The 25,656-nt window shown below is 65.3% G+C and carries 17 protein-coding genes and 1 pseudogene; 14 read left to right on the forward strand and 4 right to left on the reverse strand.

What is annotated here, in order from left to right; genetic code table 11:
* Nucleotides 1-200 precede the first annotated feature (200 nt).
* Nucleotides 201-2,291: an excinuclease ABC subunit UvrB gene (gene uvrB, locus CCX87_RS09985; protein WP_087745949.1), complete on the reverse strand. Its 2,091-nt coding sequence runs from the start codon at nucleotides 2,289-2,291 to the stop codon at nucleotides 201-203.
* Between the two features lie 105 nt (nucleotides 2,292-2,396).
* On the opposite strand from uvrB, the gene CCX87_RS09990 reads away from it, so the two are divergent.
* The gene (locus CCX87_RS09990; RefSeq protein WP_087745951.1) at nucleotides 2,397-3,593 is read left to right on the forward strand and encodes an amino acid aminotransferase; all 1,197 of its coding nucleotides are present in this window, start codon (nucleotides 2,397-2,399) and stop codon (nucleotides 3,591-3,593) included.
* 214 nt (nucleotides 3,594-3,807) lie between these two features.
* Nucleotides 3,808-4,266, forward strand: coding sequence for a hypothetical protein (locus CCX87_RS09995; protein ID WP_087745953.1), 459 nt, complete (start codon nucleotides 3,808-3,810; stop codon nucleotides 4,264-4,266).
* Between the two features lie 37 nt (nucleotides 4,267-4,303).
* Here CCX87_RS09995 and CCX87_RS10000 read toward each other — a convergent pair whose 3' ends face one another.
* A complete protein-coding gene (locus tag CCX87_RS10000) occupies nucleotides 4,304-6,691 on the reverse strand; it encodes a YgiQ family radical SAM protein (RefSeq protein ID WP_087745955.1) in 2,388 nt (795 codons plus the stop codon).
* A 151-nt stretch (nucleotides 6,692-6,842) separates the two neighbouring features.
* Here CCX87_RS10000 and CCX87_RS10005 point away from each other — a divergent pair, with 151 nt between their 5' ends.
* From CCX87_RS10005 to CCX87_RS10055, 11 genes and pseudogenes are all read left to right on the forward strand, one after another.
* Nucleotides 6,843-7,436: an IMPACT family protein gene (locus CCX87_RS10005; RefSeq protein WP_086912469.1), complete on the forward strand. Its 594-nt coding sequence runs from the start codon at nucleotides 6,843-6,845 to the stop codon at nucleotides 7,434-7,436.
* A gap of 100 nt (nucleotides 7,437-7,536) precedes the next feature.
* Entirely contained in the window at nucleotides 7,537-10,443 is a 2,907-nt protein-coding gene (locus tag CCX87_RS10010) for a bifunctional diguanylate cyclase/phosphodiesterase (protein WP_232476376.1), read from the forward strand.
* 227 nt (nucleotides 10,444-10,670) lie between these two features.
* The gene (locus tag CCX87_RS10015; RefSeq protein WP_087745957.1) at nucleotides 10,671-12,125 is read left to right on the forward strand and encodes a dihydrolipoyl dehydrogenase; all 1,455 of its coding nucleotides are present in this window, start codon (nucleotides 10,671-10,673) and stop codon (nucleotides 12,123-12,125) included.
* 73 nt (nucleotides 12,126-12,198) lie between these two features.
* The gene (locus CCX87_RS10020) at nucleotides 12,199-12,408 is read left to right on the forward strand and encodes a YjfB family protein (protein WP_086912472.1); all 210 of its coding nucleotides are present in this window, start codon (nucleotides 12,199-12,201) and stop codon (nucleotides 12,406-12,408) included.
* Between the two features lie 134 nt (nucleotides 12,409-12,542).
* The gene (locus CCX87_RS10025; RefSeq protein WP_087745959.1) at nucleotides 12,543-12,851 is read left to right on the forward strand and encodes a helix-turn-helix transcriptional regulator; all 309 of its coding nucleotides are present in this window, start codon (nucleotides 12,543-12,545) and stop codon (nucleotides 12,849-12,851) included.
* Between the two features lie 30 nt (nucleotides 12,852-12,881).
* Nucleotides 12,882-14,201 (forward strand): type II toxin-antitoxin system HipA family toxin, encoded by a 1,320-nt coding sequence (locus CCX87_RS10030; protein ID WP_087748279.1) that lies wholly within the window; start codon nucleotides 12,882-12,884, stop codon nucleotides 14,199-14,201.
* Between the two features lie 22 nt (nucleotides 14,202-14,223).
* Complete coding sequence (locus CCX87_RS10035; protein WP_087745961.1) at nucleotides 14,224-17,889, forward strand: class I SAM-dependent DNA methyltransferase; 3,666 nt, start codon at nucleotides 14,224-14,226, stop codon at nucleotides 17,887-17,889.
* Between the two features lie 314 nt (nucleotides 17,890-18,203).
* A pseudogene (locus tag CCX87_RS10040) lies at nucleotides 18,204-18,964 on the forward strand (SDR family oxidoreductase).
* A gap of 2 nt (nucleotides 18,965-18,966) precedes the next feature.
* Nucleotides 18,967-20,259, forward strand: coding sequence for an MFS transporter (locus CCX87_RS10045; RefSeq protein ID WP_087745963.1), 1,293 nt, complete (start codon nucleotides 18,967-18,969; stop codon nucleotides 20,257-20,259).
* A 481-nt stretch (nucleotides 20,260-20,740) separates the two neighbouring features.
* Nucleotides 20,741-21,826, forward strand: coding sequence for a sensor domain-containing diguanylate cyclase (locus CCX87_RS10050; RefSeq protein WP_087745965.1), 1,086 nt, complete (start codon nucleotides 20,741-20,743; stop codon nucleotides 21,824-21,826).
* Between the two features lie 88 nt (nucleotides 21,827-21,914).
* Entirely contained in the window at nucleotides 21,915-22,691 is a 777-nt protein-coding gene (locus CCX87_RS10055) for a nuclease-related domain-containing protein (RefSeq protein WP_198314697.1), read from the forward strand.
* A gap of 93 nt (nucleotides 22,692-22,784) precedes the next feature.
* On the opposite strand, the gene CCX87_RS10060 is transcribed toward CCX87_RS10055, so the two are convergent.
* Entirely contained in the window at nucleotides 22,785-23,495 is a 711-nt protein-coding gene (locus CCX87_RS10060; protein WP_087745968.1) for a VIT1/CCC1 transporter family protein, read from the reverse strand.
* A gap of 234 nt (nucleotides 23,496-23,729) precedes the next feature.
* Between CCX87_RS10060 and CCX87_RS10065 the strand changes: the two genes are divergently transcribed.
* A complete protein-coding gene (locus tag CCX87_RS10065; RefSeq protein WP_198314698.1) occupies nucleotides 23,730-24,116 on the forward strand; it encodes a hypothetical protein in 387 nt (128 codons plus the stop codon).
* Nucleotides 24,117-24,221: 105 nt separating this feature from the next.
* On the opposite strand, the gene CCX87_RS10070 is transcribed toward CCX87_RS10065, so the two are convergent.
* Nucleotides 24,222-25,526 carry a PQQ-dependent sugar dehydrogenase gene (locus tag CCX87_RS10070; RefSeq protein ID WP_087748281.1) on the reverse strand — a complete coding sequence of 435 codons (1,305 nt, stop codon included), beginning with the start codon at nucleotides 25,524-25,526 and terminating at the stop codon, nucleotides 24,222-24,224.
* Nucleotides 25,527-25,656: the final 130 nt, after the last annotated feature.

The following is a 25,656-nucleotide window of genomic DNA, read 5'->3' on the forward strand; positions in this document are numbered from 1 at the left end:
CTTCCCGCAAATGCGCAGTGCCGGCACCGTCTCCGCCCTCACCCCGCCAAGCCTTCTGGTACGGGGCCCTTCATCGTCGGGCTCTTTTCTTGAGTATTTTGTGCAAGTATACCACAAATCCCAATTGAATTAGTCGGGTTAAAAAACCAACAGGTCACAATTCCAGCGGCCAAGTTCGATTAACCACACAACAAGCGTATTCAGAGTGCTACCGAATCGCTGCCGTGCGCTCCAAAAGCCTGGTCCTTGAGCCGCGTCAATTGGTCGCGCACGCGCGCTGCCTGCTCAAACTCCAGGTTGCGCGCGTGCTCCAGCATGAGTTTTTCGAGCCGCTTGATCTCGCGCGCCACGTCTTTCTCCGTCATGTCCTCCACCTTGGCACGCTGTAGGGCCTCCTGCTCCAGCCGCTCGGCATCCTTTCCGGCCTTCTCGCTGTAGACGCCGTCAATCAGGTCTCGTACCCGCTTGACAATACTGCGCGGCGTGATTCCGTTGGCCTCGTTGTGTGCGATCTGCTTGATGCGCCGGCGTTCCGTCTCGCCCATGGCTTTTTTCATGGAGTCGGTGATGCGGTCGGCGTACAGGATGGCGTGGCCGTTCAGGTTGCGCGCCGCGCGGCCAATGGTCTGAATCAGGCTGCGCTCAGCCCGCAGAAAACCTTCCTTGTCAGCATCCAGAATCGCCACCAGCGACACCTCCGGGATATCCAGCCCCTCGCGCAACAGGTTGATACCCACCAGCACATCAAAAGCCCCCAGCCGCAGGTCGCGGATGATCTCCACCCGCTCGACCGTGTCCACATCGCTGTGCAGGTAGCGCACCTTCACGCCGTTGTCCGTGAGGTAGTCGGTAAGCTGCTCGGCCATGCGCTTGGTCAGCGTCGTAATGAGCACGCGCTCATGCTTTTCTGCGCGAATGCGTATTTCCTGCAGCACATCGTCCACCTGGTGGGTGGCAGGCCGCACCTCGACCACCGGGTCTACCAGGCCCGTGGGGCGCACCACCTGGTCCACGATCTGGCCTGAGTGCGTCTTTTCGTAGTCGGCCGGCGTGGCCGATACAAAGATCACCTGCCGCATGCGCTGCTCAAACTCTTCGAACTTCAGTGGCCGGTTGTCCAGCGCCGAAGGCAGGCGAAACCCATATTCCACCAGCGTGGTCTTGCGCGAGCGGTCGCCGCTGTACATGGCGTTGAGCTGGCCAATCATCTGGTGGCTTTCGTCCAGGAACATGATCGCGTTCTTGGGCATGTAGTCCGTCAGCGTGCTGGGCGGGTCGCCCGGCGCGGCGCCCGACAGGTGGCGCGTGTAATTTTCGATGCCCTTGCAGTGCCCTACCTCGCTGAGCATTTCCAGGTCAAACCGCGTGCGCTGCTCCAGGCGCTGGGCCTCCACCAGCTTGCCCATGCCCACCAGTTCCTTGAGCCGGTCGGCCAGCTCCAGCTTGATGGTCTCCACCGCCGCCAGCACCTTGTCGCGCGGTGTCACATAGTGGCTGCTGGGGTACACGGTAAAGCGTGGAATTTTCTGCTTGACGCGGCCCGTGAGCGGGTCGAACAGCTGCAGGCTCTCGATCTCGTCGTCAAACAGCTCAATGCGGATGGCCAGCTCGGAATGCTCGGCCGGGAACACATCGATGGTGTCGCCCCGCACCCGAAACTTGCCGCGCGAAAAATCCGCCTCGTTGCGCTGGTACTGCATGCGGATCAACTGGGCGATCACGTCGCGCTGGCCCAGCTTGTCGCCGGTGCGCAGCGTCATCACCATACGGTGGTAGCTCTCGGGCTCGCCAATGCCGTAGATGGCCGACACCGTGGCCACGATGACCACGTCGGTGCGCTCCATCAGGCTCTTGGTGCACGACAGCCGCATCTGCTCGATGTGCTCGTTGATGGCGCTGTCCTTCTCGATGAACAGGTCGCGCTGCGGCACATAGGCCTCGGGCTGGTAGTAGTCGTAGTAGCTCACGAAATACTCGACCGCGTTCTTGGGAAAGAACTCGCGGAACTCGCTGTAGAGCTGCGCGGCCAGCGTCTTGTTGGGCGCAAACACAATGGCCGGGCGGCCCATGCGGGCGATCACGTTGGCCATGGTGAAGGTCTTGCCCGAGCCCGTCACGCCCAGCAAGGTCTGGAAGATTTCGCCGTCATTCAAGCCTTCCACCAGCTTGTTGATGGCCTCGGGCTGGTCGCCCGCCGGTGGATACGGCTGAAACAGCTCAAAGGGGGAGCCAGGAAAATGGACGAACTCGCCGTCTTGCTTTTCGGTGATGACTTCTGTGGTATCCGGCATGGGGGCGGTCAACGGGTGGGATGGGCGGGCCGTTAAAATTGGCGCAACCCGGCACAGTACACCACGCCCGGATTCTTTGCTACTGACAACCTTTCAAGGATTTTCATGTCTCTGTTCACCGCCGTCGAAATGGCCCCCCGCGACCCCATCCTGGGCCTCAACGAGCAATTCAACGCCGACACCAACCCCAACAAGGTCAACCTGGGTGTTGGCGTTTATTTCGACGACAACGGCAAGCTGCCCCTGCTGCAATGCGTGCAGGCCGCTGAAAAGACCATGATGGCCACCCCCACCGCCCGTGGCTACCTGCCCATCGACGGCATCGTGGCCTATGACAACGCCGTCAAAAACCTGGTGTTCGGTGCCGACAGCGAACCCGTCCAATCCGGCCGTGTGGCCACCGTGCAGGCCATTGGCGGCACCGGCGGCCTGAAGATCGGCGCCGACTTTTTGAAAAAGGTCAGCCCCAACGCCAAGGTGCTGATCTCCGACCCCAGCTGGGAAAACCACCGCGCGCTGTTCACCAACGCCGGTTTTGTGGTCGATACCTACGCCTACTACGACGCCGAAAAGCGCGGCGTGAACTTTGATGGCTTTCTGGCCAGCCTGAGCGCAGCCGCCCCCGGCACCATCGTCGTGCTGCACGCCTGCTGCCACAACCCCACCGGCTACGACATCACACCCGCGCAGTGGGACCAGGTCATCGCCGTGGTCAAGGCCAAGGGCCTCACGCCCTTCCTCGACATGGCCTACCAGGGCTTCGGCCACGGCATCGCCGAAGACGGCGCCGTGATCGGCAAGTTCGTGGCCGCCGGCCTGAACTTCTTTGTCTCCACGTCTTTCAGCAAGAGCTTCAGCCTGTATGGCGAACGCGTGGGCGGCCTGTCGGTGCTGTGTGCCGACAAGGAAGAAGCCGGCCGCGTGCTGAGCCAGCTCAAGATCGTGATCCGCACGAACTACTCCAACCCGCCCATCCACGGCGGCGCGGTGGTGGCTGCCGTACTGAACAACCCCGAGCTGCGCGCCCTGTGGGAAAAGGAACTGGGCGAAATGCGCGTGCGCATCAAGGCCATGCGCCAGAAGCTGGTCGATGGCCTCAAGGCCGCTGGCGTGAAGCAGGACATGAGCTTCATCACCACGCAAATCGGCATGTTCAGCTACTCGGGCCTGTCCAAGGACCAGATGGTGCGCCTGCGCAACGAGTTTGGCGTGTACGGCACCGACACCGGCCGCATGTGCGTGGCTGCGCTCAACAGCAAGAACATCGACTACGTCTGCCATGCGATTGCCAAGGTCATCTGATCTGCTGGGGCAATTCACGCACCATCAATCAACCGCCTTCGGGCGGTTTTTTGATGGTCTTTTGGGCCGCCAGCGCTTACCAATAAAGCGCTGGCAGCTATTCATTTTGAAAACCATTCATATGTACATTCATATGTAAATGGCCAAATGGCCTACACACAGCGCGCGCACAAGCCGTTTCAATGCAAGTTCCGCAACACCCCCGGAAGATGCCATGAAACCCCTCCTTCTTGATTCCTCCATGACCAGCATGGCCGGCGTTTTCTACCCCACCGGCCATGTGTTTGCGCTGTTTCCCGACGAGGACTGCGTGCGCCAGGCCGCTGCTGCGCTGCAAACGGCCGGGCATGCGGGTGAAATTGCCTATGCCAGCCCCGAAGTCATCCTGCAGGACATCGCGCAAACGCAGGGCACGGCCGACACCCCTTTTCCCTCGGTGGGTGCAGAAGGAGACATCGTTCGCCGCATGGCGGAACTGGCCGGCACCGGCCACCACGGCATGCTGGTGGCCCTGGCCGACGAGGATGATCCCCAAGCCGTGGCCACGGCCATGGCCTCGGAGGGGGCCGTCGCCGCGTTCCACTACCGGACTTTCGTGATCGAAGACCTGATCACCCCGCCAATGGTTCAGGACACACCGACCGCCACCGACACCCATTTGGGCGACGCTTGAGGCCTGGGCGCACCCCGGACCGAACTGTCGTCAAGCCTCAGCGCGGCTTGCGCGCGGACGGCTTGGCCGCGCCGGTCACGCGTGGTGGCAGGCCGGTGTGCTGGGTCAGCAGACGGCCTTTTTGCGGCTTGGCCGGTGTGGCGCCGGGCGCCTTGGCGGAGCCGGGCTTGGCGGGCGTCGAATTGGTGCGCCGCGCGCTCTGGTAACCGCCATCCGTCAAGGGCTGGAAAGTCGGAATCAGGTGGTGCTTGCCGTTGCCGATCAAATCGGCCCGCCCCATGGCCTTGAGCGCTTCGCGCAGCAGCGGCCAGTTGTTCGGGTCGTGGTAGCGCAAAAACGCCTTGTGCAAGCGCCGGCGCTTGTCGCCGCGCACGATGTCCACGCCCTCGCTGTCGCGCGTGATCTTGCGCAGCGGGTTCTTGTTGCTGTGGTACATGGCCGTGGCGGTGGCCATGGGGCTGGGGTAGAAGGTCTGCACCTGGTCGGCGCGAAAGCCGTTCTTTTTCAGCCAGATGGCGAGGTTCATCATGTCCTCGTCGCTCGTGCCGGGGTGCGCGGCGATGAAGTACGGAATCAGAAACTGCTTCTTGCCCGCCTCTTCACTGAACTTCTCGAACATCTGCTTGAACTTGTCATAGCTGCCGATGCCCGGTTTCATCATCTTGGTGAGCGGCCCCTGCTCGGTGTGCTCCGGGGCGATTTTCAAATACCCACCCACATGGTGCTGCACCAGCTCTTTCACGTATTCAGGGCTTTTCACGGCCAGGTCGTAGCGCAGGCCCGAGCCGATGAGGATTTTCTTGATGCCCTTGAGCGCCCGGCCCCGGCGGTAGATTTTGATCAGCGGATCGTGGTTGGTGCCCAGGTTCGAGCAGATGCCCGGATACACGCAGCTGGGCTTGCGGCAGGCCGCCTCGATCTCTGGGCTCTTGCAGCCCAGGCGGTACATGTTGGCCGTGGGGCCGCCCAGGTCGCTGATGGTGCCAGTGAAGCCCTTGACCTTGTCGCGGATGTCCTCGATCTCCTGAATGATCGAATCCTCAGACCGGCTCTGGATGATGCGGCCCTCGTGCTCGGTGATGGAGCAGAAGGTGCAACCGCCAAAGCAGCCGCGCATGATGTTGATCGAAAACCGGATCATCTCCCACGCGGGGATCTTGGTCGCGCCGTCGTGGCCGCCGTTCTCGTCGGCGTAGCTCGGGTGCGGGCTGCGGGCATACGGCAGATCGAACACATAGTCCATCTCTGCCGTAGTCAGCGGGATGGGCGGCGGGTTGATCCACACATCGCGCGCCGTGGTGCCTTCGCCATGCGCCTGCACCAAAGCGCGGGCGTTACCGGGGTTGGTTTCCAGGTGCAGCACGCGGTTGGCGTGGGCATACAGCACCGGGTCGCTTTTCACCTGCTCGTAGCTGGGCAGGCGAATAACGCTCCTGTCGCGCGGTGGCACCTTAAGCTTGGCCTTGAGCGCCGGGTTGGCCACGAACAGCATGGGCTGGATGGCAGGGTTGGGCTCGGCACTTTTAGGGTCTTTTTGGCCGCTAGCGCTTTCTCCACCTGCGCCAGCAGCTCCTGAATCAGGAGCATCGTCCTTGCTGCAGTTGCTGCCTTGCGAGGCCGCCTGCTCGCTGGTGGTCATGTAGGGGTTGACGTGCGCTTCCACGCGGCCGGGCTCGTCCACGCTGGTGGAGTCGATCTCGAACCAGCCTTTGCCGCTTTCGTCGTCGGGCCGGCGCACAAAGGCCGTTCCGCGCACATCGGTGATCTGCTCGACCGGCTCGCGCGCCGCCAGGCGGTGCGCCACCTCGACCAAGGCGCGCTCGGCGTTGCCGTACAGCAGCAGGTCGCACTTTGCGTCCACCACAATGGAGCGGCGTACCTTGTCGCTCCAGTAGTCGTAGTGCGCGATGCGGCGCAGGCTGCCCTCGATGCCGCCCAGCACAATGGGCACGTCCTTGAAGGCCTCGCGGCAGCGCTGGCTGTAGACGATGGCGGCGCGGTCGGGGCGCTTACCGCCCACATCGCCGGGGGTGTAGGCATCGTCGCTGCGGATTTTTCGGTCAGCCGTGTAGCGGTTGATCATCGAATCCATGTTCCCGGCCGTCACGCCCCAGAACAGGTTGGGCTTGCCCAGCGCCTTGAAGGGCTCGGCACTCTGCCAGTCGGGCTGGGCAATGATGCCCACGCGAAAACCCTGCGCTTCCAGCACCCGCCCGATGACCGCCATGCCAAAGCTCGGGTGGTCCACGTAGGCGTCACCCGTCACCAGCACGATGTCGCAGCTGTCCCAACCCAGTTGCTCCATCTCGGCGCGGCTCATCGGCAAAAACGGGGCCGTGCCAAAGCGCTTGGCCCAGTACGGTCGGTAACTGGTCAAGGGCTTTGCGGCGCGCGCAAAAAAGGAGACGTCAACGGGGGCGTTCATGCGGGAGGGTGCGGCCGCCCATGGTCATCGTGGGGCATGGTGGGGCGCGGTCGTGGTGGGTAACTCGCAATTTTACGGCGCCAGGCCATTTTTGTCGCCTTGCCGGGCACATGTCCCTGCCAGGGCATCCCCAGGGTTAAGCTCGCGCCCCATGTCCCAGACCCTGGCCGCGCCCGCCCACAGCGAAATCATCATCAAGAAAAGCCGCTTCATCGGCTGCGTGCAACCCATGGCCGACCGCGCCAGCGCCCAGGCCCATGTGGATGCGCTGTGGAAGCAGCACCCCGGCGCAGCCCATATCTGCTGGGCGCTGCTGGCGGGCGGCCAATCGGCCGCGGTGGATGACGGCGAGCCCGGGGGCACCGCCGGGCGCCCCATGCTCGATGTGCTGCGCCACCAGGACCTCGAAGGCGTGCTGGCCACCGTGGTGCGCTACTTTGGTGGCGTCAAGCTGGGCGCGGGCGGCCTGGTGCGCGCATATACCGACTGCGTGGCCCAGGCCCTGCTCACCGCGCCCAAGGTGCAGCTGCAGCGCATGGCCACGCTGCAATGCCTGGTGCCCTATGCGCTCGAGGGCCTGCTGCGCCGCGAGATCGAGGCCGCCGGCGCCGAACTGCTCAATGTGCAGCATGGCTCGCTCGTCGCGCTACAACTGCGCCTGCCCGAAGCCCAGGCCAACGCCTTTGTGCAGCGCATCAACGACCACGGCCAGGGCCGCGTCGGCTGGCCCGGTCCGGCGGACTGACCGCGCAGTCATTAAACACATCATTACAAACACTACACTCGCACACAGCCTTGCTTCACCGCAACTGCCCGCCTCCTGGTGACCCCCACCCCACCCGCCCATGCCGATACACCCCAGCCACCAACCTGCCGCCCACCAATCCACCCGCACCGTGGGCGTGCTGTTTTTGCTGCTGGTGCTGATGATGGCGCTGCCCGGCATGCAGGGCATGCAGGGCGTGGTGCACTACCTGCCCCTGCACATGGCGCTGGAGACGCTGGCGATCGTGGTGGCGGGGCTCACGTTTGGCGTGGTCTGGAGTGCACGCCGTGAGCAATTGCCCCGCAATGCGCTGCTGCTGGCCTGTGCCTTCCTGGGCGTGGCCCTGCTCGATTTCAGCCACATGCTGTCTTACAGCGGCATGCCCGACTTCATCACCCCCAGCTCCCCCGACAAGGGCATCTATTTCTGGCTGGCCGCGCGGCTGCTGAGCGCGCTGGCCCTGCTCGCGGTGGCCTGGCTGCCCTGGGGCACCAGCGCCTCGCAGCCCTATGCCAGGTCGCTGGTCACCCTGGTGCTGCTGCTGGTGGCAGCGCTGCACGGGGTGTTCTTGCTGGCCCCGCACCTGGTGCCCGCCACCTTCGTTCCCGGCCAGGGGCTTACCGCATTCAAGATCGCTTTTGAATACGCGCTGATGGCCCTTTACATGGCCGCCGCCGCGTTGTTGCTGTGGCACATGCGCCGCCCGCGCAGTTTCAACGCCAGTGGCCTGTTTTCAGCGGCGTGCATCATGGCGCTCGGCGAGTTCTTCTTTACGCGCTACAGCGGCGTCACCGACACCTACAACCTGATGGGCCACATCTACAAGGTGCTGGCCTACACCTGTCTGTACCGCGCCGTTTTTGCCGAAATCGTGCAACAGCCCTACACCCTACTGCGGGCATCCCAAAGGCAGCTGCAGGCCACACTGGATGCCCTGCCAGACCCGCTGCTGGAGATCGACGACGAAGGGCGCTATGTGGATGTGCGCACCGGCCACGCCGGCAGCCTGGCCGCACCCGTCAGCGAGCTGGTGGGTAAAACCATGCACGAAGTCTTGCCCGTTGAAAGCGCCCGCACCACCATGGCCGCCCTGGACGAAGCCCGCCAGCAAGGCTTCTCCCGCGGCCGCGTGGTGGCCCTGGATGTGCCCGACGGCAAGCGCTGGTTTGAGCTGTCGGTGGCGCGCAAGGCCCCGCAAGCGGGCCAGGGCCAGCACTTCGTGGTGATTTCGCGCGACATCACCCAACGCCTGGAGAACGACGAGGCCATGCGCAAGCTCTCGCAGGCCGTATCGCAAAGCCCCCTGTCCATCGTCATCACCGACCGGCAAGGGCGCATCGAATTCGTCAATGACGCCTTCACCCGCTCCAGCGAATACAGCGCCGCGCAGGTGCTGGGCAAAAACCCGCGCATGCTGCGCTCGGGCAAAACCCCCAAGGCCACCTACCGCACCATGTGGGCCCAGCTCACCCAAGGCAAACCCTGGCAGGGCGAGCTGAGCAACCGCAGCCAGAGCGGGCGCGAGTTCACCGAATCGGTGCTCATTTACCCGGTGCGCAACGCCGAGGGCGTGGTCACCAACTACCTCGCCCACAAAGAAGACATCACCGAGCGCAAACTGGCCGCCGAGCGCATCCAGCAGCTCTCGCATTACGACCAGCTCACCGGCCTGCCCAACCGCACCTTGCTGGGCCAGCACTTTCAATACGCCACCAGCCACAGCACAGCCCTGGCCGTGCTGTGGATCGACCTGGACCGCTTCAAGGACGTGAACGACTCGCTGGGCCGCAGCGCGGGCGACCTGCTGCTGCTGGAAATATCCCACCGCCTGCGCTCCTGCCTGCCAGACAGCGCCACGCTGTCGCGCCACTCGGGCGATGATTTTGTTGCCCTGCTGCCCCAGACCTGCCAGGACGAGGCCGCCAAGTTCTGCACCCGCCTGCTGGACGTGCTGGCACAGCCGGTGCAGGTGGCGGGGCAAGAAATTTTCGTGACCGCATCGATCGGCATCGCCATCTCGCCCGACGACGGCCGCGCGCTCGACGCCCTGCTCAAAAACGCCGAAACCGCCATGTACCGCGTCAAGGACGACGGGCGTAACAGCTACCGCTTCTTCACGCCCGAGATGCAGGCGCATTCATCGCGCGCGCTGGCCCTGGGCAACGCCCTCAAACAAGCCCTGCCGCGTGGCGAGCTGCACCTGGTTTACCAGCCGCAGGTGTCGCTGCACGACGGCCACATCATTGGCGCCGAAGCCCTGCTGCGCTGGACCCACCCGCAATGGGGCGTGGTGTCGCCCGCCGAGTTCATTCCGCTGGCCGAGGCCAACGGGCTCATCGTGCCCATCGGCGAATGGGTGCTGCACACCGCCCTGCGCCAGCTGCGCGCCTGGCTCGATGGCGGCCTGCCCATGATGACCGTGGCGGTCAACCTCTCGGCGGTGCAGTTTGGCCAGGCCGGGCTGACCGACATGGTGAGCCAGCTGCTGCAGCAAACCGGCGTGCCTCCTGAAAGCCTGGAGCTCGAACTGACCGAAGCCGTGGCCATGAAAAACCCCGAAATTGCCGCCCAGAAAATGCAGGAGCTGAGCCAGCTCGGCATTCGCCTGTCCATCGACGACTTCGGCACCGGCTACTCATCGCTCAGCTACCTCAAGCGCTTTCACATCAACCAGCTCAAGATCGACCAGTCGTTTGTGCGCGACATCGGCACCGACACCGACGACCAGGCCATTGCCACCGCCATCGTCCAGATGGCCCACAGCCTGGGCATGACCACCATTGCCGAGGGCGTGGAAACCGCCGAGCAGCTCGACTTTCTGCGCGCGCGCGGTTGCGACCAGGTGCAGGGCTACCACTACAGCCGCCCGCTGCTGCCCGAGCATCTCGAAGCCTTTGTGCGCGCCAACCTCCTGGCACGCACGCTGACGCCCGCCCCCGCGGCACAGGCCGATGTTCCGGCCCAGACGCTCGAAGCCGCTATATAAAACATAGCTGCTGGCGCTTTACCCGCAAGCGGTTAAGCCTAAAAACGCCTGATAGGCGAATTCGCGCCAATCCCCCACCCCACCCGTTCGGGCTGAGCCGGTCAAAGCCAGGGTGCACCGCCCGCATTGCAGCCCGCCACCGCCACGCACAAGGCCTGTGCGCCTACAAGCCGCCCGGCCGCTGCGCCCGCACACTGCAGCTTTCTCGGCCCCTGGGGAGACACCGCATGAGCCAACCGCTCGACACCGTCATCATCGGCGCAGGCACGGCAGGCCTGGCCGCTTTGCGCGAGGTGCGCAAGCGCACCGACCGTTACCTCATCGTCAACGAAGGCCCCTGGGGCACCACCTGCGCGCGCGTGGGTTGCATGCCATCCAAGGCGCTCATTGAGGCGGCCAACGCCTTTCACCGCCGCCACACGTTTGAGGCATTTGGCCTGCGCGGCGCCACGGGTTTAAGCGCCGACATCGCCGCCGTGCTGCAGCGCGTGCGCAGCCTGCGCGACAACTTTGTGGCCGGCGCCATGCAAGCCACCGAAGCGCTGGGCGCAGCCCGTATCGCAGGCAGCGCCACCGTGCTGGGCCCCAACGCGGTAGACGTTGAAGGCACCACCTACGCCACCCGCAGCATCATCATCGCCACCGGCTCGCGCCCCCGCGTGCCCGACGAATGGCTGGCGTTTGGTGACCGCATGCTCACCACCGACACCCTGTTCGAGCAGCCCACGCTGGGCCCGCGCGTGGCCGTGATCGGCATGGGTGTGATTGGCGTGGAGATTGCGCAGGCGCTGGCCCGCCTGGACATCGAAGTGGCCACGTTCAGCACCGGCGACACCCTGGCCGGCCTGAAAGACCCCGCGCTCAACGCCGAACTGGCCGCCCTGCTCAAACACGAAATGGTGCTGCACACCGGCGCGCCGGCCGAGCTGCGCGAAGTGGCGGGCGGCATCGAGGTGCGCAGCGGCCCCAACCGCGTGGTGGTGGACCAGGTCATTGCCGCCATGGGCCGCGTGCCCAACATCGAGCACCTGGGCCTGCAGACGCTGGGCCTGCCGCTGGACAAACGCGGCATGCCCGCCGTCAACCCGCAAACCCAGCAGATCGGTGACCTGCCGGTTTTTCTGGCGGGCGACGCCAACGCCCATGCCCCGCTGCTGCACGAAGCCGCCGACGAAGGCCACATTGCCGGCATCAACGCCATGGCCTGCGCCCTCACACCTGCTGCGGCGCCGGCGGCTGCGCCTACGCGCTTTCAGCGCCGCACGCCGCTGACCATCGTGTTTTGCGACCCGCAGGTAGCCATGGTGGGCCAGCGCCTGGCCGACCTGGAAAGCGCCCACACCGTCACCGGCACCGTCAGCTTTGAAAACCAGGGCCGCGCCCGCGCTGCCCAGCGCAACCACGGGCGCCTGAATGTGTATGCCGACCGGGCCACTGGCCGCCTGCAAGGCGCCGAAATGTGCGCCCCCGAAGCCGAGCACATGGCCCACCTGCTGGCCCTGGCCGTGCAGCAAAAGCTCACGGTGCACGAGCTGCTGGGCATGCCGTTCTACCACCCGGTGCTGGAGGAAGGCCTGCGCACCGCGCTGCGCGACGCGGCACGCCAGCTGGCCGATGCCGCCAATTCACCCGAATCCGACCTGGCCTCGTGCCCCGCCCTGGGCGTTCCGGCGCTGGAGTGACCGCAAAGGTGTAACACCCCTCCAGCGCGGCGCCCGGTTGCCGATAACAAGGCATCAAATCAAGGAACCCCGCATGGACGTCGGCCTCACCAACAGCATCGTCAGCACCTCCACCGCCCTGGCCAGCCGCCAGACGTCGGATGCCATCCACATCACCGTGCTGAAAAAGGCCCTCGACGTGCAGGCCAGCGCCGCAGCCACCTTGCTGCAGGCCCTGCCCCTGCCCCAGCCTGCACTGGCCCCATCGGGCACGCTGGGCACCCAGGTCAACACCTTCGCATAAGCCAATCCACGGGCTTGTTGCACCCCGAACCTCTCCAAGGTAACCCCTCACAGACCGCCCACCCAGGCGGTCTTTTTTTGATCAACTGGAAACTTAAACTATACATTTTGAGTTAAAAGCGTATATTCACGATCATGCATAACGACCTGATCACCACCCTGGCCGCCGCCCGCAAGGCCCAGCACATCACCCAGGCCCAGCTGGCCGAAAGCGCGGGCCTTTCGCGCATGACGGTGCAGCGCACCGAAGGCGGCGACCTCGACCCCCGCTACTCCACCTTGGCCGAAATGGCGCGCGTGCTGGGGCTGGACATCATTGCCGTGCCCAGCAGCCTGCGGCCCAGCCTGCAAACGTTTATTCAGTCGGGCGGCAAGTTTTTGGGCCAGCCCGAGGGTGTGGATGCGCCGCCCTCCGTGGTGGACAGCCTCAGCCGCCCCGGTTGATCCACCCCGCACCGGATGATCGCCACCGCCATGAGCACCTCCATCCGCTACCTGCGCCTGTACCTGCACCGCCCCGCGCTGGCCAGCGGCGCACCGGGCGGCCGCGAGGCCATTGGCTACCTCTCGCAATATGGCGACATCCTGCGCGTGTCGTTTGACGAGGCCTACATCCGCAACCCGCAGCGCCCCACGCTCTCGCTCAGCTTCCAGGGCGCTGATGAGGCCGCCACGCAGCAAATTCTCGCTTCGGCCCGCGATGCGCGGCTGGTGCGCACCGACGGGCGCTGGCCGGTTTATTTTCAGAACCTGCTGCCCGAGGGCCACAACCGCGAGCGCCTCGCCCGCGAGCGTGGCTGCAGCCCCGACGATGAATTCGAGCTGCTGGCCGCCGCCGGCCACGACCTGATGGGTGCGCTGGAGGTAGAGCCCGTGCCCGCGCAAGACGGCATTCCCGATGTGGTGCGCCACTGGCACACCACCCAGGGCCTCGATGTGCTCGAGCCCGGTTTTGTGGAATACCCCGTGGAAGACGCCGCCTCGCTGCCCGGCGTGGTCACCAAATTCAGCGCCGTGCAAGATGGCCGCCGCTACACCGTGCACCGCCAGGGCGCAGCCGGCAGCGTGATCTTGAAGCTGCCCACCACCACCCACCCCGACCTGGTGGCCAACGAATACACCGGCTACCAGCTGTGCAAGGCGCTGGGCCTGCACTGCGCCGATGCCCGCATCATCACCCGCGCCCAGGCCGACCTGCCCGACACCGTGCCCTTCAACGACATATTGGCCGTGCAGCGCTTTGACCACCTGCCCGGCGGCGCCCGCGTGCACATGGAAGAGTTCAACCAGGTGCTGGGCTACACCCCGCGCCAAAAATACGGCAAAGGCATCCAGCAAGACTGGGCCACCATGCTGCGCGTGCTCAACCGCCTGAGCAGCCAGCCCGTGCAGGACACACGCGAGTTTCTGGCCCGCATGGTGGCCTTCATCCTCATGGGCAACACCGACGCGCACCTCAAAAACTGGGCCCTCATCTACCCCGACGGCCGCATGCCCCAGCTCGCCCCGGTGTACGACCCCGTTTGCGTTGCCGCGTTTTTTGACGGCCTGCCCGAGGCCCAATACGCCGTTAACCGCGCCATCGACCGCACCCTGCGCGCCTTCACCTGGCACGACATGCAGGCCCTGCTCAAGTCCGCCGGCCTGCTGCGCCTGCCACGGCACCTGGCTTTGTTACGGGATGTAGTTAGACTGGCGCAGGCCGACTGGCCGCAGCTGCTGCACACCGCCCCGCCCGCCATGCAACACACCGTGCTGCAGCGCCTGCAAGGCGCCACCGCCCTGGGCCTCTGACCTTTGCTTCCCCCCCCTTTGCATGACCTCTACCGCCCCAGCCACCGCAGCCATCGACACCGCCGCCACCCAGGCCTTCATCCAGCGCTGGCAGCACAACACCGCCAGCGAGCTGGCCACCGCGCAAAGCTTTGTGATGGACCTGTGCGCCCTGCTCGGGGTGGACAAACCCCACCCCACGCCCGAGCAAACCTACATGTTCGAGCGCCCCGTCACCTTTGACAACGCCGACGGCAGCACCCGACCCGGGCGCATTGACTGCTACCGGCGCGGCCACTTTGTGCTCGAGGCCAAAAAGCTCAAGGCCGGCAGCCACACCAAAGGCTTTGACGACGGCCTGCTGCGCGCCCGCGCCCAGGGCGAAAAATACGCCCGCACCCTGCCAGCCGCCGAGGGCCGCCCGCCCTTTGTGCTGGTGGTCGATGTGGGCACCGTGATCGAGGTGTATGCCGAGTTCAGCAAAACCGGCGGCACCTACACCCCCTACCCCGACCCGCGCAGCCACCGCCTGGCGCTCACCGATTTGGCAAAACCCGAGGTGCAAGACCGCCTGCGCCGCATCTGGCTGGACCCCGACAGCCTGAACCCCGCCCGCATCAGCGCGCAAGTGACGCGCGACGTGGCCGCGCTGCTGGCCCAACTGGCCAAGTCGCTCGAAGGCAATGGCGGCACTTCCAACGGAACCTCCAACGGAAACTTCAAGCAAAATCAGGGTCTAGCCCAATCACAGCAAGCGCTAGTAGCTCCTGAAACCGTAGCAGCCTACCTCACCCGTTGCCTGTTCAGCATGTTTGCCGAAGACGTGGAGCTGCTGCCCAAAGGCGCCTTTTTGGGCCTGCTGCAAACCCACCGCGACGACCCCGCCACGCTGCAGCAGATGCTGCGCATTTTGTGGGCCGACATGGACCGGGGCGGCTTCAGCGCTGCGCTGGCCAAGCCCGTGCTGCACTTCAACGGCAAGCTCTTCAAAGGCGCAGGCGAAGACGGCTACAGCCTGCTGCTCACGCCCGAGCAGATTGATTTGCTGATTGCCGCCGCAAAGTCCAACTGGCGCGAGGTGGAGCCCGCCATCTTCGGCACCCTGCTCGAACGTGCGCTGGACCCCACCGAGCGCCACGCCCTGGGCGCCCACTACACGCCCCGCGCTTACGTAGAGCGCCTGGTGCTGCCCACGGTGATCGAGCCCCTGCGCGCCGACTGGGCCAACGCCCAGGCCGCCGCCCTGGTGCTGGCCCACGAAGCCGCCGCGCTGCAAGGCAAAGCGATGGAAGCCAAGCTGGCCGAGGCACGCGCCGAGGTCAAAAAATTCCACCACCAGCTGTGCACCACCCGCGTGCTCGACCCCGCATGTGGCAGTGCCAACTTTTTGTACGTGACGCTGGAGCATTTGAAGCGCCTGGAGGGCGAAGTCGTCAACCAGCTGGAGGCCTTGGGCCACACGCAAGACCAGCTCGGTTTTGAAGGCGAAACCGTCACGCTGCAGCAACTGCGCGGCATCGAGCTGAACGAACGCGCCGCCGCCCTGGCCGAACTGGTGCTGTGGATTGGCTACCTGCAGTGGCACATTCGCACCCGCGGCAACGCCGCCGTGGCCGAGCCCGTGGTGCACAACTACGGCAACATCGAATGCCGCGACGCCGTGCTGGCCTGGGACGCGCAAGAAGTGGCCTACGACGCCAACGGCCAACTGCTCAGCCGCTGGGACGGCCGCACCTTCAAAACCCACCCTGTGACGGGTGAACAAGTGCCCGACGAAGCCGCCCAGGTGCCGCAATGGCGCTACGTGGGCGCCCGGCAGGCGCAGTGGCCGCAGGCGGATTTCATTGTGGGGAACCCGCCGTTCATTGGTGCCGCCAGCATGCGCGCCGCCTTGGGCGACGGCTATGTGCAAGCCCTGCGCGGCGCCTGGCCCGAGGTGCCCGAGAGCGCGGATTTTGTGATGTTCTGGTGGCACCACGCCGCCGCGCAAGTGGCGGCGGGCCACACGCGCCGCATGGGGCTCATCACCACCAACAGCCTGCGCCAAACGTTCAACCGGCGCGTGGTGCAGGCGGCGCTGGACAAGGGCTGCCACCTGCTCATGGCGATTCCCGACCACCCATGGGTGGACGGCGCCAATGGCGCAGCGGTGCGGATTGCCATGACGGTGCTGACACCCGGCGCGGGCGAAGGGCAGTTGTTGACAGTAAGGGATGAGCAGCCGGGCGAACACGGCGAAATGGCAGTGACATTGGCTGAAGCCGTAGGCGTCATTCACGCTGACCTCAGCAGTGGCGCGAACGTAGCCGGTGCGCTTGCGTTATGCGCCAACGAAAACCTCAGCAATCGTGGTGTTCAACTTTTTGGCGCGGGCTTCATCGTGACTGCGGAGGAAGCCGAAGCGCTGCACACCGCCGCCCTGATTCGTGACTACCGCAACGGACGCGACTTGACCGGCGAACCGCGCAACGTCATGGTGATCGATGCCTTTGGACTGAGTGCCGAAGAATTGCGCACACAGCACCCCGCCGTCTATCAATGGCTGCTTGAGCGCGTCAAACCCGAGCGGGACCAAAACAATCGCGACAGCCGCCGCAAAAATTGGTGGCTTTTTGGCGAAACGAATCCAAAACTACGCAAGCAGCTCGCTGGCCTACCCCGCTACATCGCAACGGTCGAAACCGCCAAGCACCGCACCTTCCAGTTTCTCGACGCCCACATCCTGCCGGACAACATGCTGGTCGCCTTCGCCGTGGACGATGCGTTGACGCTAGGCGTTCTCTCCAGTCAGTTGCACGCAGAATGGGCCTGGGCCAACGGAAGCACTCTCGGGATGTACATCGGCAACGTCCGCTATAACAAATCCCGCTGCTTCGAAACCTTCCCCTTCCCCGACGAAGACACCGGCCTGACCCCGCAGCTCCGCGAGCGCATCGCCCAGCTCGCCGAGCAGATCGACGCCCACCGCAAGCGCGTGCTGGGGCAGGCGGGGGCTGCGGCGGGCGATTTCGCAAGCGAAGCGCGTATGAGCCCGCCGCAGTCCCCGCCTGCCCCGGCAATACCCGCTGAAACCGCCAACACCGCCAACACCAGAAACACCACAAACACAGCCCTCACCCTCACCGGCCTCTACAACGTGCTGACAGCCTTGCGCGAAGGCCGCGCACTCACCGCCAAAGAAAAAACCATCCACACCCACGGACTGGTGGGCGTGCTGCGCGAGTTGCACGACGAGCTGGACACTGCCGTGCTGGCCGCCTACGGCTTGCCCGCCAACGCCACCACCGACGACATCCTGGCCCACCTGGTGCAACTCAACACCCAGCGCTCGGCAGAAGAAGCCCAGGGCCGCGTGCGCTGGCTGCGGCCCGCTTTCCAAAACCCGCAAAATTCACTGCAAAAACAAGAGCTGCTGCCGCAAGAGGAACAAGCGCCAGAGGCCGATTTGGATAGTGAAAAACCACTATCAAAACCAGAGCAAACCAAGCCCGCCCAGCACCCCTGGCCCGCCACCCTGCCCGAACAGGTGCGCGCTGTGGCCGATGCGCTGGCCGCCAGCCCGATACCGCTCACATTGAGCGCCATCGAAGCCCGCTTCAAAGGCCGTGGCCCCTGGAAGAAAGGCCTGCCCACCCTGCTGCAAACCCTCGAAGCCCTGGGCCGCGCGCAGGCCGTGGCCACCGGGGGCGAAGTGGCGTGGCGGGGGTGATGCGCCGCGTTGCGCCTCTTTGCCCTCGTGTTGCCTCGTATCGCCTTGCTGGCATTGCGACACCAAAGGGCAAATTGCAAAGGGCACACATTAGCCCGATGAGTGGAACAGTGAAGTAAAATTTTGCCCACTACCGACACCATCGTCCTGTGGGTACTATAAGTACAGGCCAGCGGAACAACCCACCGGCCCACTGAACCCCGCCTTTTGACGACTCTCTGCAGTTCCGATGAAAGGCATTGACTGCCAGCCCCGCAAGTTTGCGTAATGGCGGTCTGTTCAGCCTCTTCAGTCCTACCCAGAAGAGTTTCATCATGACCCAACGCGTACTCATCACCGCCGGCGCCGGCGGCATCGGCCTGGCCATTGCCAAGGCCTTCGTGGCCAACGGCGCGCGCGTGCACATTGCCGATGTGAATGCCGAGGCGGTGCAGCAAATTACCCAAAGCAACCCCGGCATTACCGGCAGCGTGGGCGACATCAGCAAGGCCGCCGACCTGACACCCTGTTCAACGATGTGCAGGCCCAGCTGGGCGGGCTGGATGTGCTGGTCAACAACGCGGGCATTGCCGGCGCCACCGCACCCGTGGCCGATTACCCCATGGACACCTGGAATGCCGTGGTGGGCATCAACCTGACGGGCACTTTCATGGTGACGCAGCGGGCCATTCCGTTGCTCAAGGCATCGGGCGCGGGCTCTATCCTGGTGATGTCTTCGCTGGCCGGGCGCTTTGGCTATGCCAACCGGGTGGCGTATTCCACCACCAAGTGGGGCCTGGTGGGCTTTACCAAAACCTTGTCGCTGGAGCTGGGGCCGCTGGGTATTACCGCCAACAGCATTCACCCCGGTGCCGTGGACGGGCCGCGCATTCAATCGGTTTTTGAGGGGCGGGCCAAGGTGTCGGGCCGCACGGTGCAGGAAGAAACCGATCTGGCGCTGGCCAACCAGTCGGTCAAGCAGTTCATCAACCCGGCGGACATTGCCGCGCTGGCGGTGTTTCTGGCAGGCCCCCACGCCCGCACGATTTCGGGCCAGATGTTCCCGATTGATGGGGACTCCAAGGCAGCGAGCTGATCATGGCGGCCAGCCCCAACACCCCGTCCGCCTCGGCGGGCGCTGCAACAGGTGCCGCGGGCGCGGCGGCCACGCCGCCCCGTGGGCTGTGGCAGGGCCGCGCGGCCATTTTGATCGGGCTGGTGCTGCTGGGCATTGGCCTGCGCCATGCGGTCACGGGCCTGTCGCCATTGCTTTCCGACGTGCGCGAAGCGCTGGGCATGGGCACGGCGGGCGCCACGCTGATCGGCATGCTGCCCACGCTGTGCTTTGGCGCGGCGGGGTTTCTGGCCCCGGTCGTCGTGCGCAAGATCGGCGCCGAGCAGACCGCGCTGCTGGCCGTGGCCCTGGCCGCTGCGGGCACGCTGGCGCGCCTCTTCATGGGCAGCGCGCCGGTCTTCATCGCACTGAGCGTGGTGGCCCTGGTGGGCATGGGCATGGGCAACGTGGTGGGCGCTCCGCTGGTCAAAAAGTATTTTCCTGACCGGCAGGCCACCATGGTGACCGTGTTCGCGCTGCTGATGCAGGCGGGCGCCACGCTGCCGGCCATGACGGCCATCCCGGTGGCCAACGCCTTGGGCTGGCAGGCCTCGCTGGCGTCGTGGGGGGTGTTGTCGCTGGTGGCGGTGGTGCCGTGGGCCATTCAGCTATTGAAAATGCGCAGCGCCCAGCCTGAAGCGTTGAAGGCGGGGGCCGCCGCCGCACCCGCCGCACAAAGACTGGGGCTGGCCCAGCTCGTGACCAGCCCGGTGGCGCTGGGCACGGCGCTGTTTTACGCCATGGCGTCGCTCAACATCTACGCCATGCTGGCCTGGCTGCCCACCATCTTGCAGCAGCACCTGGGGCTGGACCGCAATGCCGTGGGCGTGGCGTTCTCGGTTTACACCTTCATGACGCTGCCGATGGCTTTTGTCACGCCGCTGATCGCCAACAAGCTCAAAAACCCCATGCCCCTGGCCGCCTTGCTGGCAGCAGCAGGGCCGCTGGGCTACCTGGGCATGATCTTTGGCGTGGGGCCGGCCTGGCTGATGACGCTGGTGGCGGGCCTGGCGGGCGGTGCGTTTCCGCTGGCCATTGCCATGTTCAACCTGCGCACCCGCACCACCATGGGTTCGGCGTCCATCGCCGGTTTTGCCATGGGCATTGGCTACCTGGCGGGCACGCTGGGGCCGTTGCTGGGCGGCTGGCTGTATGCCGTGTCGGGCAGCTGGACAACGCCGCTGTGGGTGTATGTGGCCACCGTGGTGCCCATGGCCATCGGCGGCATGATGATGGCCCGGCCCGGGCGCTATCTGGAAGACAAGTTCGGCGGGTAAACGCCTGGCTTGAACCGCCGCAAAGCACCCTGCGCACCGCTGTGGCCCCGGCCGCAGGGTGCGCAGTGCACGTTGGGCCCCATCGTCGAACCGCACGTCAAAGGCCCCGGCCCCTGGAAATAAATGCCTGCCCACGCTGCGGCAAACGCTGGAGGACCTGGGCCGCGCGCAGGGCGTGGCCACCGGGGGCGAAGTGGCATGGCGAGGGTAATACAATCGCTCTTGGTTTGATAGCTGCTAGCGCTCATCCACAAAGCGCTTGCGGCTGTTTTTGGTGATATTCGACATGCCAGCGTGCAATGCCGGCCGCCCCGAGCCCGTTAACGGGCTGCACCCAAAGCGCGCACCGGCTTCGACCAGCGCAGCCCGAACGGTTGTCGCTCTACCCGAACGGTGAGATGCGCGGGGCCCAGGGAGCCATAGGCCCTTGATCCATCCGGCGAATATGTAACAACCTCAGCCCTCGTTGTTACGATGCGCCATGGAATCAAAACCCACAACCCCTGCTGATGCAGCCCAGATCCAGGCGGCCCTGACCGACCCAAGGCGCCTGGCTGCGGTGCGTGACACCGGCTTGCTGGACACCCCGCCTGAAGAGGTTTTTGACCGGCTGACCCGCCTGGCGGCCAGGCTCACGGGGGCGCCCGTCACCTTTGTATCGCTGCTGGACGCAGACCGAGATTTCTACAAAAGCGCTTATGGCCTGGGCGAGCCCCTGGCAACCACCCGCCAGCTGAGCGGGCGCTCGTTTTGCCACTATCCCCTGGTGTCGGGGCAGGCGCTGATCCTGGAAGACGTCACGCAACTGCCCGTTTTTCGGGATGTGCCCACGGTGAAGTCGCTGGGAATCAGGGCCTATGCCGGCATTCCGCTGCGCACTGAAAGCGGCGAAGTGCTGGGCAGCTTTTGCGCCGTGGATTTCAAGCCCAAACAGTGGACCGAGCAGGACGTGGAGATCATTGTCGAGCTGGCGCACTCTGCCATGCGCGAAATCAGGCTGCGCATGGCGTTGCAGGACGCCAGCGCGCTCAACCAGCAGTTGCTGGCGCAGATTCAAAAAGTCGATGCGCTGAACCGGGCACTCAGCGAAATGGCCACCACCGACGCGCTGACCGGCGTGGCCAACCGGCGTGCATTCGATCACAGCCTTCAACTGGAGCTGGCCATTGTGGAGCGCAGGGGCACGCCGCTGAGCCTGCTGATGCTGGACGTCGATCACTTCAAACGCATCAACGACACCTACGGCCACGAAACCGGAGACAAAGTGCTGGTGGCCATCGCCCAGTTGCTGGGCGGCTGCGCCAGGGTGATCGACGTGGTGGCGCGGGTTGGCGGCGAAGAGTTCGCGGTGATCCTTCCCAACACCGATGCCGAGGGTGCCCACGAAGTTGCCGAACGCATGCGCATTGCCGTGGCCCGGTCGAACTGGCTGGGGCAGCCCACCACGGTCAGCATTGGCGCCGCCACGCTGCACGACAAGGAAGATGCCGCCAGCCTGTATGCCCGGGCCGATGCTGCGCTGTACGCCGCAAAAACATCAGGGCGCGACCGCGTGGTGATGGCTTAGGGGCGCCTGCGCTGGGGCGGCAAACAGCAACTCAATATCGTTTGCACATCAGCACAACAATCACCACGGCCTCGTGTCCGGATGAACCATGCAAAACGCCATTCAACCTCTTATCCACATGCTGCTGTCCACCCTGTCGTGGGTAATTCCGCTCATGGTGGTGGTAGCCATCCTGCAGAGCCCGTGGGGCAAGGGCCATATCGGGGAATGGTTTGTTCGCTTCATGCTGCGCTGGCAGCTGGACAAGGCAGTGTACTTTCCGCTGCACAACGTCACCCTCACCACGCCCGACGGCAGCACGCAGATCGACCATGTGATCGTGTCGCGCTTTGGCATCTTTGCCATCGAAACCAAAAACCTGCAGGGCTGGATTTTCGGCAGCGAGCGACAAGCCGAGTGGACGCAAAAAATCTTCAAGCGCAGCTTCAGGTTTCAAAACCCGCTGCGCCAGAACTACAAGCACACCAAGGCGCTGGAGGCCACGCTGCAGGTCCCGCCAGAGGCTGTTCACTCGGTCATCGTGTTTGTGGGCGGCAGCACGTTCAAAACCGCGATGCCCGCGAACGTGACCTATGGCGGCGGGTGCGTGAATTTCATTCTCTCGTTCACGCAGCCCATTTTTGACACCCGGCAGGTGCAGCGCCTGGTGCAGCAATTGCAAAGCGGCAGGCTGGCGCCCACTCGGGCCACGCACACCGCGCATGTGCAGCAGCTCAAAGAGCGCCACACCCCCGATGCCGAGCGCAAGTGCCCCCAGTGCGGCAGCGCCATGGCGCTGCGCACCGCAAAGTCGGGCGCGCAGGCGGGCAAGCAGTTTTGGGGGTGCTCTACGTTTCCCAAGTGCCGAGCGATGCAGAAGCTTTGAGCAAAGCAATTGCTCTATTTTCTGTAGCATCTAGTGCTTACCCGGAAAGGGCTTACGCCTTGTTTCACCCCTAACCTGGCGCCCTTCCCCGTATCACCCCACCGGCGCCCCGAACAGCGCCCCCACGCCTGCCGTGATGGCCATGGCCAGCGCGCCCCAGAAGGTGACACGCCAGGCGCCCACCAGCACGCCCGCGCCGCCCGTGCGCGCGGCCACGCCGCCCAGCAGGGCCAGAAACACCAGCGCGGTGCCGGCCACCCAATACAGCAGGCTGCTGGCGGGCGCCACGGCGGCCACCACCAGCGGCAAGGCGGCGCCGGCGGCAAAGGCGGCGGCCGAGGTGAGCGCGGCCTGCACGGGGCGCGCCGTCATGGCGCTGGAGATTTCGAGCTCGTCGCGCGCATGGGCGCCCAGCGCGTCGTGTTCCATCAGCTCCCTGGCCACCTGCTGCGCCAGCGCGGCGTCCAGCCCCCGGCGCTCGTAGATGGCGGCCAGCTCGCGCGCCTCGGCGGCAGGGTCGGCGGCCAGCTCGCGGCGCTCGCGGTCGAGGTCGGCTTTTTCGGTGTCAGCCTGCGAGTGCACCGACACATATTCGCCCGCCGCCATCGACATGGCCCCGGCCACCAGCCCGGCCACCGCCGTCATCAAGATGGTGGACTGGCTGGCCTGCGCCGCCGCCACGCCCACTACCAGGCTGGCGGTGGACACAATGCCGTCGTTGGCCCCCAGCACGGCGGCGCGCAGCCAGCCAATGCGGTCGGTGCGGTGGCGTTCAGGGTGCAGACGGCGTGTGGCGGAGCTCATGGGGTTGTCTTTCTTTGTGCATGTGGTGAAGCTGTCAGGGTATGGGGCAAGGGGGTGAGGCGTCAACCAAGCGTTGCATGGGCCATGCCCTATTCCCCTGTCGCCACCAGCGCCATTGCGAAGCATTGCCTTTGCAATGGCACAGGCGCACCATCGTCGCTTTCATGGCCCCCAGCCACGAGCCGAGCTGACTGGTGTGGCCACCTGCCACGGCTCGGCATGGTGGAGGCTCTCATGATCCGCATGGTGTTGGGACTGGGTCTTGCGTTGCTGGGGCCCTGCGCAGGGGCGCAGGACGCGGTAGTGACCGATGGCGATAAATACAAGGTGGTGCTGGAAAACCCCTGCGTGCGCGTGCTCGACTACCGCGACCAGCCGGGCGAGAAGACGCACCAGCATCACCACCCCGGCTTTGTGCTGTATGCACTGAGCGCATTCGAGCGCACGCTGACGCTGCCCGATGGCAAGGTGCTCAAGCGCAGCTTCAAGGCGGGCGATGTGATGTGGTCGGACCCGCAGACGCATATTGGCGAGAACATCGGCGCCACGCCCACGCATGTGCTGATCGTGGAGCTGAAAGGTGCGCCGACTGCCGACACGGGCGCGTGTGCCGGGCGGTGATCGACGGCGTGGTTTGCTTTTATTTTTATAGCTACTTACGATTTATGCGCAAGCGCTGCATGCACTTTTGGCTCAATTCACCGGCTGCTGCACCCTGTGCGGCACTCATGGCGCGGGCGCGCGGGTTACCCGCCACACCGCGTTGCCCACATCGTCGGCCACCAGCAGCGCGCCGCGCTGGTCTACCGCCACGCCCACGGGGCGGCCCCAGGCCTTGCCGTCGGGGCTGACGAAGCCGGTGAGCACATCCAGCGGCAAACCCACCGGCTGGCCGTTGGCAAACGGCACAAACACCACCTTGTAGCCGCTGCGGGGTCTGCGGTTCCACGAGCCGTGCTCGCCCACATAGGCGCCGCTGGCCAGCGTGGGCAACAAGGCCGGTCCAGTGGCAAACGCCAGGCCCAGCGGGGCGACATGCGAGCCCAGCGCGTAGTCGGGCGCAATGGCCTTGGCCACCAGGTCGGGCCGGGGCGGCTGCACGCGCGGGTCCACGTTCTGGCCGTAGTAGCTGTAGGGCCAGCCGTAGAAGGCACCGTCTTTTACCGTGGTGAGGTAGTCGGGCACCAGGTCGTTGCCGAGTTCGTCGCGTTCGTTCACCACCGTCCACAGCGCGCCGGTGTCGGGCTGCCAGCCCAGGCCATTGGGGTTGCGCAGGCCCGAGGCAAACACGCGGTGCGCGCCGGTGAGGCGGTCGACCTCCCAGATGGCGGCGCGGCCGGCTTCGGCGGCCATGCCGTTTTCGCCAATGTTGCTGTTGGAGCCCACGGTCACATAGAGCTTGCTGCCGTCGGGGCTGGCAATGAGGTTCTTGGTCCAGTGGTGGTTGATGGGGGCTGCGGGCAGGTCGACCAGCTTGGTGCCGCGGCCGGTGATGGCGGTCTGGCCGGTTTGGTAGTCAAAGCGCAGCACCGCATCGGTGTTGGCCACATACAGGGCGTTGCCGACCAGCGCCATGCCAAAGGGCGAGTGCAGGTTCTGCAAAAAGATGGTGCGGGTTTCGGCAACGCCGTCGCCATCGGCATCGCGCAGCAAGGTGATGCGGTTGGCCGAGGGCACGGCCGCGCCGGCGCGCCTCATCACCAGGCCGGTGATCCAGCCTTTGATGCCGCCCGCGCTGCCTGGCTTGGGCGGCGCGTTGCTCTCGGCCACCAGCACGTCGCCATTGGGCAGCACCAGCACCCAGCGCGGGTGGTCAAGCCCCGTAGCCAACGCCGTCACGCGCAGGCCGTTCATGGGCGTGGGCTGGGTGCCGGCGGGCCAGCCCACCGCAGGCGCAATGAGCACGGTGGGCACGGTGGAGTGCACGGGCGGCGGCAGCGTGGGCGATGGGCCCATGCCCGCCTCGGGCGGCAGCGGGGCCGGCTCGGCGCAGGCGCCCAGGGCGGTGATGGCCACCAGGGCCAGCAGCATGCCCAGCCGCCAGCGGCGTTGACCAGTTTGCTGCGTGCCACGTGGGCTTGGCATTGCGTGAAGGGGAAGTTTCAGCATGATGGCGGGCCTTGAGGCGCAGCGCACGGGCTGCACCGCAGGGCATTTTGCG

The sequence above is a fragment of the Acidovorax sp. T1 genome (assembly GCF_002176815.1).
Taxonomy (GTDB): Bacteria; Pseudomonadota; Gammaproteobacteria; order Burkholderiales; family Burkholderiaceae_C; genus Acidovorax.